Genomic DNA, 14,871 nt, shown 5'->3' on the forward strand with positions numbered 1-14,871 from the left:
TGCTACGGAGCCGCATCGAGTTTACGAGGATGTGGCGTAGTGGCACGGACGCAGGGCGAATCGGGGCCGCCGAAGGCATTAGCAGTCGCGTAATTTTTGCTGATTTTTCAAGCAGGATGCCCGGAAAAATCTTTCGCAAAAATAGCGACTCCCTATTTGATTGCCGTACACGGCGATAGCCGACAATGATTCGGCCATCGCCTCCTTTCCGACCATGCGGGCCGAAAAGGCGTCCGCCTCGTATTCGCAATATCTGGACAGCGCAAAACTGTGCGCGCTGAAAGCCGCGATGAACCAATCGTAAAATCGGTTCAATCTCAATGCGTACCAAAGAGGATCGAATCTCAACCGTTCGCCCAGCACCAACCAACTGTTGCGGATTCGATAGATCCATTGACCCAGCGCATTGTCCTTGGCCGCGACGTGACCGTATTCATGACCGATGACACCGGCAAGCTGTTTATGATTCAGCGACTGCATCAATGGCAGGCCAAGCGTCAGCACCACCGGACCCATGCCGAAAAACCCCAATAGCCCGCCATTTCTCGAAACCGAAGCGTTGAGATTCGAATCGATGAAAACCCTGGAAAATTTAGGCCCCTTGGTTTTCATGCGAATTTTATCCAAATAGGCGAACAATGCCGGACATTCTTTGCGTTTTAGTTCGATGCCGCTGTATCGATAGCCCGGCATCAACAGCGATTTGCCAAGATGCCACGCAAAGCCGATGGGTATCAATGCGAGCAAGAACGCGATTTTGGCGCCGAGGACATTAGAACCCGTAAATCCTGCCAATACGAATGCGCTGGCGAGTATGCCGACCCCGACCGGTATCATCAAAAAAATACTACCCACGACGACAAGATATCCAAGAACCGCCAAGGTAAGCGTCTTGCGCTTCAGCCATTTTGGATCGGAGCCCGCGCGACTTTCTATCGTCTTGACCAGTGAGACGAAATCCAGATTTCTTTGTTTTCTGATTTCCGGCGATTCAATCGAAACTTTGTCGGATATCAGCAATAAAATAAACAGTATCGGCAAGGTCAGACTGAAAAATAGCGCAAAAATGAATATTCCGTTAAACCGGAAATTGCCGATTCGATACATCAACCCTGCATCGTGCTCCAGCCCCCATTCACTGACGAACGGCATCTCGTCCCGGCCGGTATGATAAATCCGCTTTTTTTTGTTACTCCGGATTCCGGACAGGCTCCATTCAAGCACGCCGGCACGTAATATCGCAGATTTCGGGCCGTTCTTGGTGTTGGCGCTGCCATACAACAAAAACTCGGGACGGGAATTGAACATGACGATATCGCGATTTTCATAACGCCAATGAAAAGGTCCCTTCAGCGTATAAGTTTCACGAATGGGCGGTGTCGTGGATTGATTCCCGGCGGTAAAAACGACGGCCGGCAGCCAAATCGCGATAAATATTACGGTCAATAACAGTTGCGGCATACGGTAATCCTCGATTAATTAACGTCTTAACTGCTTACACATGATACGAATCCGTCCACAAATATCTTCCCGTAGCCCTACTCCCTTTTGATTGAAAAACCGTCTAAGAATAAAAAGCATGGGATGTGTCTATCGAGGACCGCCGTGAACCCATCCATGGGGGCTTGACGGCAGCTCCCTGCTGCCGACATCCTCGCTAGCCACACCCCATACCTTCATAAAGTTAGCTAATTTTTGAGTATAAAGGGGGTAACACTCATAGAGAACTACGGGAAACTTGAGGACCCGATCTCCCCTCTTCGCTCATCAAAATTCGGCATAGGTGCGCCTATCCGGAGGTTGTCGCGGCCTCTGCCGAATATCGAAGTGCGAAAGGTATATCTTGCTTTGATATTATTTAATCGCGCCGAGACTAAAAGCGCGAGAACAGCAAATATGATGAATCCGCTGGTCGCAATCGAATGTCAACGGGAACAGTGTCAGCGACTACCGGTACTTATTTACTATTAAAGTCTCTGCGTGAATAGTAACTATTCGGCGAATTTGTGTGTTGGCTGACGGTAGTCAAATTTACTTCGAATAGTTACCGTGAATTATTCTATTCCGGATAGAACGGCCTTCGACAAATTTAGGGCGAATGATAGTTTAAGAATTGAAATTATGTAAGGAAATCCCAAAACTGAAGTTTCTCTTATTTTCCGAGAAACTTCAGTTTCGAGGCTACAGAGGGGAATTTCATCGAGATGCAAGGCAGTCGATTGCCGCGTTTTTAAGCATAGGTCGGCTGAAACGCCTGCTCGGGATTCGCGACCAAGACATTGAACGCCGCTTTGCCCGCAGCTTGCGTAACCTGCTAATGGAGTTCAGTTATGCGGTCAATCGCTGCTCCTGTTTTATGAATACCAATGACCAAACCACGCTGATCTTCGAACAGCAAGACGAGCAACGGAATGTCGTCCACGATTTTTTTATCAACATCTTTTAAATGAGGCCGGCTTATGAAACTCGCTAAAAATCGCCCTTCACAAGAAAGCCAAGTGATTCAAATGGCATTGAATAAAGCCATTGCCAATGCATTAGAGAAAAAGCGCAATCTCGGCCAATATGCGGTGATGTGGGAAAACAACCGGGTGGTTTATAAAGGCGACGATGCGCCGGATAGGCATGACGACAAACAAACGACTTGATAACGAAAATTCGGCACACGAAAATTTAAAAGACAACGTAAGTATTCAGTCCCCTCTTTGAAAAAGAGGGGCTAGGGGAGATTTTTTAAATAAATCCCCCTCAATCCCCCTTTTTCAAAGGGGGGCGGCCAACAATTACGCCTGAATTGCGGTACTTTGCCAACGGGGTCTGAATACTTACAAGACACCAGGTCTTGCTATCAAACATTTCCGACTAATGGTTTTCACTGATAAAAAAACGGCCATCCCGGCCGTTTTACGGTGAACGTTAAAATCGCTTTCGAGAATCAAGCATAAGTCGGCTGAAACGCCTGCTCGGGATTTGCCACCGGACCGTTGCCGTCCCAGTACGGCGACAGTTTCCGCAACGTCGCGACGATGCCCGGCATGACTTTCAAGACTTCGTCGACTTCATGCATCGTGTTGTAACGCGAGAACGAAAAGCGGATCGTACCGTGCGCAGCGGTGTACGGAATATCCATCGCGCGCATCACATGCGAGGGCTCCAGCGAACCCGAGGTACAAGCCGAACCGCTCGAAGCGGCGATGCCGGCTTTGTTCAGCAACATCAAGATCGCCTCGCCCTCGATGTATTCGAAGGCGATATCGGTCGTGTTCGGCAGGCGGTTGTTCAAATCGCCGGTAATGAAGCTATGCGGAATTTGTTCGACGATGCCGCGCTCCAAACGGTCGCGCATCGCCTTGACCTGGATATTTTCATATTCCATGTATTCGAGAGCCAATTCGCAGGCCTTACCCAAACCGACAATTGAGGCTGAGTTTTCGGTGCCTGCCCGGCGTCCGCGCTCCTGGTGGCCTCCTCGCAGTAGCGGCCGGAAGCGAGTTCCTCTCCGCAGGTACAACACGCCAATGCCTTTCGGCGCATGCAGTTTGTGTCCCGATATCGACAGCATGTCGATTTTGGTATCCTGCAGCATCATCGGAATCTTGCCGACCGCCTGCACCGCGTCGGTATGAAACATCACGCCGGCCGCATGGGCCATTTCGGCCATTTCGACGACTGGAAAGATCGTGCCGGTCTCGTTGTTCGCCCACATCACCGACACGATCGCGACCTGGTCGGACAACATTTTTTTGTAGGCGTCCAGGCTCAAGCGGCCGCATTTATCGACCGGCAGGCGGTGTATCGTATAGCCTTCCTTTTCGAGATATTCGCACACACTCAGTATTGCCGGATGCTCGACCGTCGTCGTAATGATTTCCTTCTTGTTCGGCTGCGCTTTGATTGCCGACAGAATCGCGGTCGAATCCGATTCGGTGCCGCACGACGTGAAGATGATCTCCGAATCGTGCTCGGCGCCGATCAATTCCTGCACCTGTTGCCGCGCTTTTTTGAGCGCCTTCGCGACACCGTCGGCAAATTTATGAATTGACGACGGATTGCCGAACTGTTCGGTAAAAAACGGCATCATCGCATCGACTACGAGCGGGTCGACCTTGGTCGTGGCATTGTTATCAAGGTAAATGTCGCTCATGATCAGCCTCCCGCCGCGACAGCGACCTTAGGCATTTGCGAGGCCGGAATCACGCGAATGAATTCGCCCAAGACTTCCATCAAACGCTGTTGTATGCCGGCGATCGTCATCGCGGCCATCTGACAGCCGTTGCATGCGCCGGTCATATTAACATAGGCGGTGTTGTCGACGACTTCGACCAACTCGACGTCGCCACCGTCGGCCATCAACTGAGGACGTAGCGATTCGAGCACCTCCTCGATTTTCTTGATGCGCTGCAGATTGGTCAGCGGTTTTTTCTCCATCACGACGGCTTCGATCGGCGCGGCATTCGGATCGAAGTTCTCGCCGCGCTCTTTCAAGACCCGCTCGAGAATGCCTTCGATATCCTCATGACAAGCCGCGCAGCCGCCGCCCGCCTTCGTGAAGTTGGTGACGTCCTCGACCGTGCGTAATTTGTTCGCCCAGACCATTTCCTCGATCATCACCGCGTCGATCGCGAAACATTTGCAGATCAGCGCACCTTCCTCGTGATCGTCCTTCCACTCCTCGCCCCGGTAATTCGCGACGGCAGCTTGCAGGGCTTCGCGGCCCATCACCGAGCAATGCATCTTTTCCGGCGGCAAGCCGTCCAACTCGTTGGCGATGTCCTGATTGCTGACTTTCAAAGCATCATCGAGCGTCATGCCTTTGATGATTTCAGTCAACACCGACGACGAAGCGATCGCCGAGCCGCAGCCGAAGGTTTGGAAACCGGCGTCCTCGATCACCTCTGATTCTTCGTTGACCTTCAAGGTCAGCCGCAACGCGTCGCCGCAACTGATCGAACCGACTTCGCCGATCGCATTCGCACCGGCTACCGCGCCGGCATTTTTCGGATTGAAAAAATGGTCTTTAACTTTTTCTGAATAATCCCACATGACGTTATCCTCCGCGTTTCAAGAGCAGGTTTTAGGGGTACCGCCGTTGTCGCCGGTAGTAAACGACGAACCGCATGCGCAGCTTTTCACCGCATTCGGGTTGGTAAACTTGAATCCCGAACCTTCCAAACTGTCGACGAAATCGATCGACATGCCGTCCAGTTTCGGCAGACTGAGCGGGTCGACGAAAACCTTGACCTCGCCGCATTCGATTACGGTGTCGTCTCGGCCTTCTTTTTCCTCTAATCGCAATCCATAGGACAAGCCGGAACAACCGCCGTCGGTTACTTCGATGCGCAGTCCGCCGGTCGGCTTGTCGGAACTGCTGATAAATCGGCCCACCGCTTTGACGGCACTTTCGGTTAACGTAATCATGATTGAGTCTCCTAAACGATTTGGCATTGATTTTGTAATTGAATTAAGCAACGCTCATGCCATACCCAACATGCCGATTCAATCAATTGAAATCATAAGCAATTTCGATTTATCAGATATGGCTTTCGGGCGCGATCAACGACAATTCAAAACGCTTTGTCGCATTTGCAACAAAATATTCTCAGGAGACAACAGTGAACATAACAGAACTTGAAATCGGCGATGTCGTTTATGCCGCAAAAGACATTACCGACGACGGATCGATGCCCGATTGCAGCGAAGGCCAAGTCTTGGCATCGTCCGGCTCGCGAGGCGTCATCGTGATGAAAGGCCATATAGAAGAGACACCGCAACAGGCCGTATTTCTAGTCCGTTTCGAAGACAAATCGCTGACCTTGGGTAGACCTATCGGCTGCTGGGCGGAGGATTTGTCGATCGATAGTTAATCCTAGAATCTGCAGTTTAATCATGAGGTTCATGAATTTCATTTAGTAAATCAATAGGCTGTCTGAGTATCCCCGCTAACCTATCAGGTGAGCGATAGTTTTATACGAACGCGTAACAAGTAATTGAATTAACTTCTTATTCTTCATGATCTTCATGTTGAAATGCTTTTTCTAGGTTAATAAGTTGGAAGACTTCAGATAATTTTGTGATTTACTCGGTGCGGGGTTTGCTGGCAAACCCCGCTTCTTTTCAACGTCACTCAAGAGGCGACCGCCAAAAACACCGCATTGGCTTTAAAAGCCGCAATGACGTCGTTTCCTTCGACAAGCTCCAACTCCTCAATACTGTCGTTTGTCACCGTCGCATAAACCGAATTGCCGCCGGGGAGCCCTACCACGACTTCGGTATTCACCGCCCCTTTTTGTAGGCGCGACACCGTTCCCGAAAGCTGATTGCGAGCACTCAGCCGGTACGGCCCTAGATCGCTCACGATCAGCACTTGCGGCGCCTTGATCAACGCCACGACCTCGACGCCTACCGCGACACCCAGTTTCTTCATCGACTCTTGGGTTATCGCTGCAACCAAGGTATCCCCGCCTTTCAATGCAATGACGATTTCGACATTGATACCGCCTTCATGTATTTCACTGACGGTACCGAAAAATTGATTACGTGCACTGGCTTTCATAAAGGTTCTCCTGATTAAGTAATTGAACTCGGAATTGTTGATCAACTCCTGATTGATGCGATCCAAAAATTGATCGTGCTCTTTACGCAGTTTGGCCAACAGTTTCAGGAGGCTTTTTCCGGCGTCGGTCAAAACACTGCCGCCGCCATGCTTGCCGCCGATGGCGGTCGTCACCAGCAGCCGAGGCGAAAGATTGTTGGCGCGTTCCAAAATTTCCCACGCGCCCTTGTAACTCAGACCGACCTGTTTCGCGGCACGATTGAGCGAACCGGTCGATTCGATCGCGCTCAGTAAATTACACAACTTCCAAGTAAAAGCGCCGGCGATGCGTAGCTCGCCTTCGACAAGCCGTTCGAACGGCCTTTCATTAGCGATAGCGGTGGAAGGTTTTTCGGCTTCTGTCATGGTCGACTTCCCTTAATTTTGCAGTAGACGATTCTAATTTTAGTTGGAAACGTCATAACGATTCCAAAAATCGAACGACATGCCAACGCTCATCCGATGACAAGCGTTCGAAATGCTGCCTGGCAAGCCGTGCCTCGCCGCCATGCCAAAGCACGGCTTCCATTAGATTTCGGGCGCGGCCGTCATGTAGAAAGAAACTGTGCCCGTTGATGCGCTCGACCAAACCGATACCCCACAAAGGCGGCGTGCGCCAATCGCGGCCCCCGGCCTCGAAATCGGGATGGCACAGGCAACGCGATATGGCCGCCATAACGCGCATCGGCCAGATCTTGCCAGGCTCTCGGTTGCGGTAGAGCGTGTTTTTGCAAATAATCGGGATTCAGCACGAAACCGTAGCCGGCCATTTCGCTTGCCCGGTAAAAGCCGTCCGGATCGGCCAGCGGCATTGCACCCAAATTGTCCGGTAGGCCGCTATGATCTATCTTGAGCTTTTACCAAATGCCTTCCTGTTTCAACTGTAAATAATTGTGCAGGGAAGCCGACCAGTAAACATCGACTCCGCCTTGCTCGGGTTGACGTAGATAAGGCAGCGCATCGTGCGGCATGCGCCAATTGATCTTGACGTCGATGTCGGGATGCACGCGCTCGAACGCGGTTTCAAATTGGGCGACGACTTCTTCATGATAGGCCGTCAGCACCGTCAACGTTTGTTTGGCCGTCACATCGTAAGCGGTCAAGCACGCCATCATTAAAACTACGAATCGAAATCTCATCATTTATTCCCTTAACTTCAATAGCGCAAATTCAGGTTCGCGAAATAGTTACGCCCTTGCTCGGGAAAACCTTCCTGATAGGCATAGTTTTCTTCGGTGACGTTGTTGACGCCGAATTCGGCGCTGAAATTTTCATTAACCGGAAAGGTCGCTTTCAGATTGGCCATGACAAATTCATCAGCAATTCTAACGCCAAGCGTATCGCTGAATCGGTCCGAGTTGTATTCGGCACTGGCCAAAAGGCGCAGATACTGGAAGGGTTGATATTCCAACGAGGCGAACATCTTGTGTTTGACCGTGTCGAGCGGTTTGATATCCGGGTTCGTGATATTGTTGCGGTCGAGCCAGGTGTAATTGGCATGCAAGCGCCACGCGTCGTTGATATCGACGGTGGTGTACAGTTCGATGCCAAGATTTTCCTGTTCGCCGATGTTTTGCTGTTGAAAACAGCGCGGATTGAGCCCTTGCGCGGTACAAAAGTTTCTGTCCAGCGTGACTTCCTCGATCGCGCTGTCGATTTGATTGAAAAATATCGCCGCACCGTAATCGAGCATGCCGAATGCCTTGCCGTCAACGCCGAACTCGTAATTCAACGCTTTTTCGGCTTTCAAGTCGGGACTCGGCAAAGCATTGCCGAGCCGAAACGAATAGCGGTCCTTGATCGTCGGAAACCGGGTTTTGTGCGCCAGGCTAGCATGCAGCACGAAATCCTCGAACAGCTCATAATAAGCCGCACCTTGAGCGTTATAAGCATCTTGGTTGCTCAACGGAAACAACTGCATCCCGGTGCCGGTCCAGTTCTGCGCCTGCAAACGGTGTTGCCGGTCGTAACTCGCGCCGAACACGAACCGCCAGGCATCGGTCGGCCTATAGACGTCTTCTATCGCATACGAAAAATATTCGTCGGCCGAGCGTTCTTTCGGCGTTTTAGGCCGGGTGTTGACATGGGTTTGAGTATCGAGGTTGTCGACTTCGCGGTGTACGTCCTGTTTGTAGTTGAAACCCAACTTGATTTCATGCTGATTGAACAAGGTATTGATATATTCGATGCCGCCGCCGAAGGTATAGTCGTTGTACTGGCTGTCGAAGGCATAGGGCCGGCTGATTCGGCTGTAAGTCGCATCGTCGAACGACTTCAGACTGTTTTTGAAGGTATCGTGGTAAGCGCGCAGCTTAACCGTATGAACATCGGCGAATTGCGTACGCGATACGAAAAAGATACTTTCCTTGTCCCAATAAGGCCAGCGCCAAAATCGCGTTCGCACGTCAGAATCGGAACCGGCGTAAGGCGGTGTATCCTTGCGGCCTTTTTGCGTGTTGAAGCCGACAGCATATTCGTCGGTTTCATTCGGCGTCAACGCGACTTTGATGCTGCCCTTGTAGTCGGTGTTGCCGGAGTTTTCGCGGATACCGCCGTCCTCGAAAGCCGTCGGATTGAAATCGTCGGACAAGCGCCAAGATTGACGGTCCAGAAACGAAAATCCCCCTTGGATATAGCCCCAACCGAGATTGGAACCGACGTTCAACGCCGTTTGGTAATAATTATCGTCAAATTGCGAATCCATGCCCATGCCGAGCGTTAAATTAGCTTCCAGCTCTTTGGACGGCCGTCGGCTGATCAGATTGATACTGCCGCCCAAGGTATTCGGACCGTACATCACAGACGCATTACCCTTGCTGACATCGATTTGGCCGATGTCGTAGGTCGTGAAGCGGTTCAAATCAACGTTACCGTCGTAAGGGACGTACACCGGAATACCGTCCATGAACAAAGGAACCTGTCGCGAATTGAAGCCCCGAATGAAGATCAGGCGCTCGTTGCGTTGCCCCAAATTCTGTATCGACACGCCGGGCAACAAGTTCAACGCCGAAGCCACGTCGTTGCGGTTGTACCGGGCGATGTCTTCGGCAGTGATGGTTTCCTTACCGCTGAATTTTTCCTGCCCGGCCTCGGCCGTTATTTCCACCACACCCAAATTGAATATATCGGGATTTGCTGTCGTCGCTAGAGGCCAAGCCACAATAGACATCCCTAAGATTAACTTTCGCATAAGCCCACCCATCAAAATAATTATGTTTAACTATTGCCAACCACCGATCCGGCAAATGTCTTATTCATGACAACCGCCAAAGTTTTGTAGCAATCATTACAAACCCAAGGAATCGACTTTCTACATCCTTTATGTATAAGACTACATAACGTAAATTGGCATAATCCGTGCCGATTGAAGATACACATCGCTCGTATCAACGCACATCCAGCACCCGATTATTGTCGACCTTTACCCACACCGAAGGCCAATCGATTATTCGGATCGATCAATCGAAACGGCTTATCAAGTCATCGAATTGTTTTTGTAATTCAAGCGTTTTAGCGATTTTCCATGCCGCTGTTTGCACTTGTGAAGGTTGTTTTTGATGCGGCGCGATCAAGCCGATTTGACGATAAGAAGGCGGATGCAGCGGCATCGCAACCAGCTCTTGCCCTGTTCCGATCGTACTTAACAGGCTATGCGGCAGGATCGTAAACAATCCTGCACCGACCACATGGGCGTACAAGGTCAGCACCGAGTCGGTCTCGACGACTACGTTCGGCGATGCTCCGGCGTCTCGGAATACGGCATCGAGTAATTGCCGGTTGTGCATGTTAGGCGTGAGCAGGCACAACGGAAGTTTAGCAACATCGAGCCAGGTCATCGATGACAGCCTAGCGCCCTCCCAGGACCGGCGCGCCAGCAAAACATAATTTTCCCGATACAATGGCAGTATATGCAAACCTTGCAGGCGCGGGTCTCCAAGGTAGGTGAAACCCAAATCGAGCTCGAAAGCATCGAGTTTACGAAAAATGATCTCTGCGGACAGCGAGAACAACTTATAATGAATGCGGGGATATTCTTTTCGATAGGCCTGGGTGAAAAATGTAGAAGCCGTCAAGGCCGTCGGAATGACGCCGATACGCAATGTCCCGGCCAACTGCCCTGCGGAAGCGGCCGCCTCTTGCTTTAAACTTTCCCAATCGGCCGCCAAGCGTTGCGCACGAAGCAAGACTCTCTCACCCGCTGGCGTCAAGCCAATGAAGCGCTGGCCGCGCCGAACCAGGGTCACGCCCAATTCCTCTTCCAAATGCTGAATCGCCGAACTGAATGCCGGCTGGGAAATATGGCAGGCTTCCGCCGCGCGTCCGAAATGACCTATCCTGGCAAGCGCAATCAAGTAGTTGAGTTTTTTCATGCCAACATTTCCCGGTGTGGTTTTAAATGGCTCAATTCATGCTTTTCATTATATAGACAACAACATAACGATAGGATCAAAAACATGCTTGTCAACTACGCATTCCACCATACTAGTTTGGATCAAATAGAAAATTTGATGATCGCAAAAATCATCGCTCACGATGTTCCGAACGGCTGCACTATGGCGGAGAGCTTCGGTACCAAACTGATATTGCCGTTAAACAGGGCATTGGCACCTGGCGCTTCGACTACTATCGCCATCTCGTCTAGCGGAATTGCCCTTTCGCTAGGTGTCGTGCAGAGCATTTCAATATAAAATTAGATCAAGGGCCGGATTTGCACACTCATAGCCGTTGCAACGCCCGGATAGTAAGTTCCTACGCGTGACTGTATCAACCGTTTTTGCTAGGCTTGCGCGCATGACATCCGACGAATCCAATCCTCATCATTTAGTCCGCCCGCGTATCCATATCGGAACAGGCAAGGGAATTGCCATCGGCCCCGGAAAAATCGATTTGCTCAGAGCGATCGCTCAAACCGGTTCGATAGCCGCGGCGGCTCGCACTCTCAAAATGCCCTATAAACGCGCCTGGCTGTTGATCGACAGTCTCAATCAAGGATTTGGGCGCCCAGTCGTCAGCACCGCGAGCGGAGGTAAAGAAGGCGGCGGAACCTTTTTGACGCCGTTGGGAGAAAATCTTTTGGAGCGCTATACCTCGCTTGAACAACGGATCAACGACGCATCGAGCGAAGAAATCAAAGCATTATGCGATTTAGCGGATCGCCTTCCTAAATAAGAAGACACGGCCCCATTTTTTCATTAATTGGCATGGAATTCGCCTAACAATTAGCGTTATATCATTTTTGACCACACGATTCATTAAATGCGACAATTTCAACCCGACCGTAAAAATTAACGCGATGTTCAAAAAAACACTTCCCCAATTAGCATCGGAATATTCGGCAGATACAGCTATACCCGGCATTACGTTGGCGGTCGCCGGCTTGATTTCGAGTCCGATTACGTTAGCCGATTCTAACGCCAAGAGACCCGCCGCACCGCCGTTTGCTTGCTTTTCGAGTCAAATGAATGACCGTTTGGCGGATCGGCCGCGTTATGAAAAACCGCTCTGGAACTTACATGATGGCTTAACCCTACCCGACTGGCTTTCGATTTCGCTCGAACAGCGCACTCGCTATGAAATCCTCGATGGGCAATTTAGAGCTCATGCGCAAGGAGGCGATCAGCAGATGCCGCTGGAAACATGCCTGAGCCTGGAAGCGAGCTTCGACGTATTTCGTTTCGGCGTCGAATTTCTCGATTCTCGGCAATTCGGCAGCGATTCGGGATCGCCGATCAACAACACCCATGCCAACGAAGCCGATTTTCTGCAGGCCTATCTGGCCTTCGCGCAACGGAATTTTCTCGACAGCGACATCGGCACCGAAGTGATTCTCGGCCGGCAGACGTTCAATTTCGGCAGCCGCCGTCTGGTCGCGCGCAATGTCTTCCGCAACACGATCAATGCCTTCACCGGCGCGCGGCTGCGTTTCCAGGACAACGGCAAATGGCAATTCAACGGTTTCGTGACGATACCGGTCGGCCGCTATCCGAACGACCGTCAGGAACTGCTGGACGGCAACCACGAGTGGGATAAGGAATTGTACAAGACCTGGTTCTCCGGCGGCATTCTGGAGATTTACGACATAGGCTGGAAAACCAATGTCGAACTCTATCTGTATCATCTGAGCGAAGGCGATCAAAACGATCATGCGACACGCAACCGGCGCTTGTTCACGCCGGGCATGCGCTGGTACCGCAAGGCGGCCAGAGGTGAGTTCGATTTTCAACTCGAAACCGCCGGACAATTCGGCACGGTCCGCGCGACGAACGAGTCCGGCGACGGACGCGATTTGGATCATACCGCCTGGTTTCAGCACGTTTCGGTCGGCTATACCGTTGACATGCCGTGGTCGCCGCGTCTCGCCCTGCACTACGATTACGCGAGCGGCGACAGCGATCCGAACGACGACAAAAGCGAGCGCTTCGATACCTTATTCGGCGCGCGGCGCTTCGAATACAGTCCGACCGGCATCTACGGCGTCGTCGCGCGCGGCAATCTGAATTCGCCCGGCTACCGGCTCAATATTTCGCCGCGCGACGACCTTCAAGCTTTTTTCAGCCATCGTTTTTTCTGGCTCGCCGAAAGCCGCGACTCCTGGACGGCAGCGGGCTTGCGCGATGCGAGCGGCGCATCGGGCGACTATCTAGGCCACCAGATCGAGCTGTCGACACGCTGGAACGTCAATAGCAGTCTGAACTTCGAGACCGGCTGGACGCATCTGTTCAAAGGCGGTTTCGCGCGCGACGCGCCGAATGCGCCCGACGGCCAGGACGTCGATTATTTTTATGTACAAAGCCTGTTTCGCTTCTGATTACCGATCCATCACCGCCGGAGAAAAACTGATGAAAACGATTCAAATTTTACTACTGACCGTCTGTTGTTTGGCGGCTTCGCTCGCTCATGCCGAAAAAATCGTGATTGCGGCCGCGTCCGACCTGAAGTTCGCGCTGGATGAAATCGCCGCCGAATTCCGGAAAGCGCATCCCGACGACACGATCGAAATCGTTTACGGCTCGTCGGGCAAGTTTTTTACCCAGATTCAGCAGGACGCGCCCTACGATTTGTATTTTTCGGCTGACATCGGATTTCCGAAACAATTAGCGCAAAACGGTTTCGCGGCATCCGAAATCAAGCCTTATGCCGTGGGCCGCATCGTCTTATGGAGCGCGCAGATGGATGCCTCCAAACTGACACTGAAAAACCTGACCGACTCATCGATTACCCGCATTGCCATCGCCAATCCGAAACATGCGCCATACGGCAAAAGGGCCGAGGAAGCGCTCCGCTCTACGGGAATTTGGGCGGCCGTGGAACCGAAATTGGTGTACGGAGAAAATATCGCGCATACCGCGCAATTCGTGCAAACCGGCAACGCCCGAATCGGCATCATCGCATTATCTCTGGCGTTGAATCCCGAACTGGCGGGGCAAGGCGGCCATTATTTGATCCCCGACACGCTGCACGAACCGCTCGCACAAGGCTATATCATCACCAAACGGGCAGCGGACAATATCCTGGCCGAACGCTTCGCCGCCTATGTCGACTCCAAGCCGGCGCGCGAGGTGATGACCCGCTACGGATTCACGTTACCGACGAAAGACAAATGATATTGAGCACCGGCGACCTCCAAGCAGTCATCCTGACTCTCGAACTGGCGCTGGTCGTGACCGCGGTTCTGTTCGTCGCCGGTACGCCTATCGCCTGGTGGCTCGCAAGAACGAAATCGCGCTGGAAAGGCCCGATCGGCGCCGTCGTTGCTCTGCCGTTGGTTTTGCCGCCTTCGGTGTTAGGTTTTTATTTGTTGCTGGCGATGGGACCGAACGGCCCGGTCGGCCGATTGACAAACGCACTGGGCATCGATCCGTTGCCTTTCACGTTCGAAGGCTTGGTATTGGCCTCGGTGTTCTATTCGCTGCCGTTCATGGTGCAACCGCTGCAAAATGCCTTCGAAGCCATCGGCGACCGACCGCTAGAGGCAGCCGCGACATTGCGCGCCTCGCCGTTGAACGCGTTTTTTACCGTCGCGCTGCCGCTAGCCTTGCCCGGTTTCCTGACCGCCGGCGTGCTGACGTTCGCGCACACGGTCGGAGAATTCGGCGTCGTGCTGATGATAGGCGGCAACATTCCAGGCATCACCCGCGTCGCGTCGGTGCAGATTTACGATCACGTCGAAGCGTTGGAATACGGCGAAGCGCACAGTTTGGCCGCAGTCATGCTGATTTTCTCTTTCTTGGTCCTGCTGACTGTCTACGCCTGGCGGCCCGGCGCGAAAAAGGCTTGAA

General features: G+C 52.0%; 18 protein-coding genes. 8 read left to right on the plus strand and 10 right to left on the minus strand.

The features are described from left to right. Window positions 1-78 precede the first annotated feature (78 nt). Window positions 79-1,461: a M48 family metallopeptidase gene (locus ACRJJO_RS14290; protein ID WP_431066359.1), complete on the minus strand. Its 1,383-nt coding sequence runs from the start codon at window positions 1,459-1,461 to the stop codon at window positions 79-81. Between the two features lie 652 nt (window positions 1,462-2,113). On the opposite strand from ACRJJO_RS14290, the gene ACRJJO_RS14295 reads away from it, so the two are divergent. Continuing rightward, a complete protein-coding gene (locus tag ACRJJO_RS14295) occupies window positions 2,114-2,446 on the plus strand; it encodes a hypothetical protein (RefSeq protein ID WP_431066360.1) in 333 nt (110 codons plus the stop codon). Between the two features lie 13 nt (window positions 2,447-2,459). After that, a complete protein-coding gene (locus ACRJJO_RS14300; protein WP_431066361.1) occupies window positions 2,460-2,648 on the plus strand; it encodes a hypothetical protein in 189 nt (62 codons plus the stop codon). Window positions 2,649-2,935: 287 nt separating this feature from the next. On the opposite strand, the gene nifS is transcribed toward ACRJJO_RS14300, so the two are convergent. From nifS to ACRJJO_RS14315, 3 genes are read right to left on the minus strand one after another with little or no spacing between them, the layout of a single operon-like run. Then, a complete protein-coding gene (gene nifS / locus ACRJJO_RS14305) occupies window positions 2,936-4,144 on the minus strand; it encodes a cysteine desulfurase NifS (protein WP_431066362.1) in 1,209 nt (402 codons plus the stop codon). 2 nt (window positions 4,145-4,146) lie between these two features. Next, the gene (nifU, locus tag ACRJJO_RS14310; protein ID WP_431066363.1) at window positions 4,147-5,043 is read right to left on the minus strand and encodes a Fe-S cluster assembly protein NifU; all 897 of its coding nucleotides are present in this window, start codon (window positions 5,041-5,043) and stop codon (window positions 4,147-4,149) included. Between the two features lie 18 nt (window positions 5,044-5,061). Then, entirely contained in the window at window positions 5,062-5,418 is a 357-nt protein-coding gene (locus ACRJJO_RS14315) for a HesB/IscA family protein (protein ID WP_431066364.1), read from the minus strand. Between the two features lie 194 nt (window positions 5,419-5,612). On the opposite strand from ACRJJO_RS14315, the gene ACRJJO_RS14320 reads away from it, so the two are divergent. Next, window positions 5,613-5,864, plus strand: coding sequence for a nitrogen fixation protein NifZ (locus tag ACRJJO_RS14320; protein WP_431066365.1), 252 nt, complete (start codon window positions 5,613-5,615; stop codon window positions 5,862-5,864). A gap of 260 nt (window positions 5,865-6,124) precedes the next feature. Here ACRJJO_RS14320 and ACRJJO_RS14325 read toward each other — a convergent pair whose 3' ends face one another. From ACRJJO_RS14325 to ACRJJO_RS14350, 6 genes are all read right to left on the minus strand, one after another. Further along, window positions 6,125-6,958, minus strand: a complete 834-nt coding sequence (locus tag ACRJJO_RS14325) for a TOBE domain-containing protein (protein ID WP_431066366.1) — start codon at window positions 6,956-6,958, stop codon at window positions 6,125-6,127. A 52-nt stretch (window positions 6,959-7,010) separates the two neighbouring features. Further along, entirely contained in the window at window positions 7,011-7,259 is a 249-nt protein-coding gene (locus tag ACRJJO_RS14330) for a di-heme oxidoredictase family protein (RefSeq protein ID WP_431066391.1), read from the minus strand. Continuing rightward, entirely contained in the window at window positions 7,141-7,404 is a 264-nt protein-coding gene (locus ACRJJO_RS14335) for an ABC transporter substrate-binding protein (protein ID WP_431066367.1), read from the minus strand. The genes ACRJJO_RS14330 and ACRJJO_RS14335 overlap by 119 nt, the downstream gene beginning before the upstream one ends. A 45-nt stretch (window positions 7,405-7,449) precedes the next feature. Continuing rightward, a complete protein-coding gene (locus tag ACRJJO_RS14340; RefSeq protein ID WP_431066368.1) occupies window positions 7,450-7,734 on the minus strand; it encodes a hypothetical protein in 285 nt (94 codons plus the stop codon). A 14-nt stretch (window positions 7,735-7,748) separates the two neighbouring features. Then, window positions 7,749-9,752: a TonB-dependent receptor plug domain-containing protein gene (locus tag ACRJJO_RS14345; RefSeq protein WP_431066369.1), complete on the minus strand. Its 2,004-nt coding sequence runs from the start codon at window positions 9,750-9,752 to the stop codon at window positions 7,749-7,751. 298 nt (window positions 9,753-10,050) lie between these two features. Beyond that, window positions 10,051-10,962 carry a LysR family transcriptional regulator gene (locus ACRJJO_RS14350; protein WP_431066370.1) on the minus strand — a complete coding sequence of 304 codons (912 nt, stop codon included), beginning with the start codon at window positions 10,960-10,962 and terminating at the stop codon, window positions 10,051-10,053. A gap of 84 nt (window positions 10,963-11,046) precedes the next feature. On the opposite strand from ACRJJO_RS14350, the gene ACRJJO_RS14355 reads away from it, so the two are divergent. The 5 genes from ACRJJO_RS14355 (at window position 11,047) to modB (ending at window position 14,870) form a co-directional block, all read left to right on the plus strand. Continuing rightward, complete coding sequence (locus ACRJJO_RS14355) at window positions 11,047-11,280, plus strand: hypothetical protein (protein WP_431066371.1); 234 nt, start codon at window positions 11,047-11,049, stop codon at window positions 11,278-11,280. A gap of 103 nt (window positions 11,281-11,383) precedes the next feature. Continuing rightward, the gene (locus ACRJJO_RS14360; RefSeq protein WP_431066372.1) at window positions 11,384-11,761 is read left to right on the plus strand and encodes a winged helix-turn-helix domain-containing protein; all 378 of its coding nucleotides are present in this window, start codon (window positions 11,384-11,386) and stop codon (window positions 11,759-11,761) included. A 124-nt stretch (window positions 11,762-11,885) separates the two neighbouring features. Continuing rightward, entirely contained in the window at window positions 11,886-13,400 is a 1,515-nt protein-coding gene (locus ACRJJO_RS14365; protein WP_431066373.1) for an alginate export family protein, read from the plus strand. A 31-nt stretch (window positions 13,401-13,431) separates the two neighbouring features. Continuing rightward, window positions 13,432-14,196: a molybdate ABC transporter substrate-binding protein gene (gene modA, locus ACRJJO_RS14370; RefSeq protein ID WP_431066374.1), complete on the plus strand. Its 765-nt coding sequence runs from the start codon at window positions 13,432-13,434 to the stop codon at window positions 14,194-14,196. Then, window positions 14,193-14,870, plus strand: coding sequence for a molybdate ABC transporter permease subunit (gene modB, locus ACRJJO_RS14375; RefSeq protein WP_431066375.1), 678 nt, complete (start codon window positions 14,193-14,195; stop codon window positions 14,868-14,870). The genes modA and modB overlap by 4 nt, the downstream gene beginning before the upstream one ends. Window position 14,871: the final 1 nt, after the last annotated feature.

This window comes from Methylotuvimicrobium sp. (assembly GCF_050611805.1).
Taxonomy (GTDB): Bacteria; Pseudomonadota; Gammaproteobacteria; order Methylococcales; family Methylomonadaceae; genus Methylotuvimicrobium.

What these genes read in the sequence shown, in the direction of transcription:
- ACRJJO_RS14290 (WP_431066359.1), bottom strand. Translation starts at nt 1,461, where the DNA reads ATGCCGCAACTGTTATTGACCGTAATATTTATCGCGATTTGGCTGCCG.
- ACRJJO_RS14300 (WP_431066361.1), top strand. Translation starts at nt 2,460, where the DNA reads ATGAAACTCGCTAAAAATCGCCCTTCACAAGAAAGCCAAGTGATTCAA.
- nifS (WP_431066362.1), bottom strand. Translation starts at nt 4,144, where the DNA reads ATGAGCGACATTTACCTTGATAACAATGCCACGACCAAGGTCGACCCG.
- nifU (WP_431066363.1), bottom strand. Translation starts at nt 5,043, where the DNA reads ATGTGGGATTATTCAGAAAAAGTTAAAGACCATTTTTTCAATCCGAAA.
- ACRJJO_RS14315 (WP_431066364.1), bottom strand. Translation starts at nt 5,418, where the DNA reads ATGATTACGTTAACCGAAAGTGCCGTCAAAGCGGTGGGCCGATTTATC.
- ACRJJO_RS14325 (WP_431066366.1), bottom strand. Translation starts at nt 6,958, where the DNA reads ATGACAGAAGCCGAAAAACCTTCCACCGCTATCGCTAATGAAAGGCCG.
- ACRJJO_RS14335 (WP_431066367.1), bottom strand. Translation starts at nt 7,404, where the DNA reads ATGCCGCTGGCCGATCCGGACGGCTTTTACCGGGCAAGCGAAATGGCC.
- ACRJJO_RS14340 (WP_431066368.1), bottom strand. Translation starts at nt 7,734, where the DNA reads ATGATGAGATTTCGATTCGTAGTTTTAATGATGGCGTGCTTGACCGCT.
- ACRJJO_RS14350 (WP_431066370.1), bottom strand. Translation starts at nt 10,962, where the DNA reads ATGAAAAAACTCAACTACTTGATTGCGCTTGCCAGGATAGGTCATTTC.
- ACRJJO_RS14355 (WP_431066371.1), top strand. Translation starts at nt 11,047, where the DNA reads ATGCTTGTCAACTACGCATTCCACCATACTAGTTTGGATCAAATAGAA.
- ACRJJO_RS14360 (WP_431066372.1), top strand. Translation starts at nt 11,384, where the DNA reads ATGACATCCGACGAATCCAATCCTCATCATTTAGTCCGCCCGCGTATC.
- ACRJJO_RS14365 (WP_431066373.1), top strand. Translation starts at nt 11,886, where the DNA reads ATGTTCAAAAAAACACTTCCCCAATTAGCATCGGAATATTCGGCAGAT.
- modA (WP_431066374.1), top strand. Translation starts at nt 13,432, where the DNA reads ATGAAAACGATTCAAATTTTACTACTGACCGTCTGTTGTTTGGCGGCT.
- modB (WP_431066375.1), top strand. Translation starts at nt 14,193, where the DNA reads ATGATATTGAGCACCGGCGACCTCCAAGCAGTCATCCTGACTCTCGAA.